This window comes from Brachyspira sp. (assembly GCF_050873525.1).
Taxonomy (GTDB): domain Bacteria; phylum Spirochaetota; class Brachyspiria; order Brachyspirales; family Brachyspiraceae; genus Brachyspira.
In genome coordinates this window covers 1-2,224 of record NZ_JBNMIZ010000309.1, presented here as the reverse complement: position 1 = coordinate 2,224, position 2,224 = coordinate 1, and the positions used below count along the sequence as shown (strand labels likewise).

Below are 2,224 nucleotides of genomic sequence, written 5' to 3'. Positions count from 1 at the left end.
TTATTATATTCTATTATTATCAAATCGGCATCTTTTGAACTATTTTTATTTTTTCGTTTGCATTTTGAAAAGACATCTGCAATTCCTATCTTTTTATTTGCAAAAAGTTTTTTCTTTAAATATTTATTTGTTAAAAATTCTTTATTATCAATATCGAAAGAATCTGCAATTAATCTCCAAAATTCGCTTTTGCTGCTCGAATAATACCAAGCGTTTTCTTTTTTCTCTTTTGAAAGCAAATCGAATTTTTCTTTTTGAGAATATAAAGGCACGGGAAAAGTTCCTAATATAAGAATTTTCATTTTATTAGGAAAAAAATTTATATCTTCAAAAATATGTTTTTCAATTTCTTCCATCTATTATCATTTGCCTTTGCATACCCTATTTGAAACTTCGTCAAAACCTTCTTCGATTGACAGTCCCCAAGCGGTTTTTATTTTATACCATTCTCTCACATATTCGCATTGATATTCTTCATTTGGAGGAAGCCAGTCTACAGGAGATTTATCGCTTTTATTTCTGTTTGCGCTTTTCGATACGGCGATTAAATGATTCTCATATTTCAAATAATTATAATATCTGTTTTTCTTTTTCTTGCTCCAATTACTCGCTCCGCTGATATACGCGTTTTTTAAAGGCACTAAATGGTCAATATCCAAATCGCTAGGATTGGTAAAATATTTTCCAGTGTATTTGTCGAACCATTTTCCCGCAACTACTTTATTATTTGAGATAACGGGTTTTATTAAAGATTCTTCCGCTAATACTTCATGCCTTGTGTTTAGTCCGTCTCCGTCCTCGTCAATCCAGCTTCCCCAGTCGTCTCTGTCATATTTTTCGTCCGAATCGTTTTTATAAATATTTTGATAATAATAGTATATGGCAAAAATTATGATTATTAATAAAATATAAATCGGAGATGATTTTTTTCTTCTTTTATTTTTATTTCTTATAGCCATTTTAATGTCATTATAAAACTATTAAATCCGTTGGCGTATCGTTCATAGAAACTCCGCCGTCTTTTGTCACTATAACCATGTTTTCTATTCTAACTCCGCCTAAATCGGGAATATATATTCCAGGTTCTACCGTCACTATCGCTCCGCCTTCCAAAATATTGTCGACTATCGGAGATAATCTTGGAGATTCATGAATTTCGATTCCTACTCCATGCCCCAAACTATGTCCGAAATATTGTCCGTATCCGTTCGATTTTATAGTCTCTCTTGCCTCGTTATCCGCTTCTTTTCCAGATATTCCAGAATGTATCGTTTCGATTCCTCTTTTATGCGCTTCTCTGACTATGTTATATATTTTAGACATTTCTTCAAAATTATTTCCTTTGCCGAAAAAGAAAGTTCTCGTTATATCGCTTTTATAACCTTCTCTCGATAAACCGAAATCCATAAGAATATTGTCTCCCAATTTTAATTTTCTATCGGACGGCATTCCATGTGGAAGAGATGTTCGCTCGCCAAAAAGAAGTATCGTGTCGAAAGCGGTTTTATCTCCGCCTTCTTTTCTCATTTGATATTCCAATTCCGCAGCCAATTCCCGTTCTGTCATATCTTCTTTTATAAAAGCCAAAGTTTTTGTCATAGCTTTTTCAGCCATATTCAAATTGTCTTTTAGAATTTTTATTTCTTCTTTTTCTTTAGTTATTCTTATATTGTCTATATTCGCTTTATTTACCGAAATTTTTATCGAAGAATTAATCACGGCAGAAACTATATTTTCGTAATCGGATAAATAGAGTCCGTTTTTCGCTATCGTAATTTCTTTAACTTTTATCGACTTTAGCAAATCTACCAAAGCGTTTTCGTAATTATTTGCGACTAAAACGACTGAAGTTTTATGAGTAACTTTTATTGCCTGCTCAAAATATCTCGAATCGACAAGAAGATATTTTTTTGAATTATGAATTAAAAGCCAGCCTGCCGTTCCCTTAAAACCAGTCAAATAAAATATATTTTCGTTTTTGGTTATAAGAATAGTTTCGTTTGTTAAATCGGTTAATCTTTTGATTCTGTTATCGTAATCGAATTTTTTATTTTCTTTACTTTCCGTTATTTTCAGCATTTTTATTTTATCCTTTTTAATTTTAAGATTATTAAAAATATTTTTATGATTTATGATAAATATATATTATACTTGAAATAAAAATTTTTGTCAAAAATAATATATTGGAAAATAATTTTAATTTACAGATTAATCGACATAAACC

2 protein-coding genes and 1 pseudogene are annotated in these 2,224 nt (G+C 30.5%); all 3 read right to left on the bottom strand.

Annotated elements, in window-relative coordinates:
- Positions 1–356 (bottom strand): annotated as a pseudogene (locus ACR0QS_RS12895) (uracil-DNA glycosylase family protein); the annotation flags it as partial.
- A 6-nt stretch (positions 357–362) separates the two neighbouring features.
- A complete protein-coding gene (locus tag ACR0QS_RS12890) occupies positions 363–959 on the bottom strand; it encodes a GmrSD restriction endonuclease domain-containing protein (RefSeq protein ID WP_432633856.1) in 597 nt (198 codons plus the stop codon).
- Between the two features lie 10 nt (positions 960–969).
- Positions 970–2,079, bottom strand: a complete 1,110-nt coding sequence (locus tag ACR0QS_RS12885) for a M24 family metallopeptidase (protein ID WP_432633855.1) — start codon at positions 2,077–2,079, stop codon at positions 970–972.
- Between the last annotated feature and the right edge of the window lie 145 nt (positions 2,080–2,224).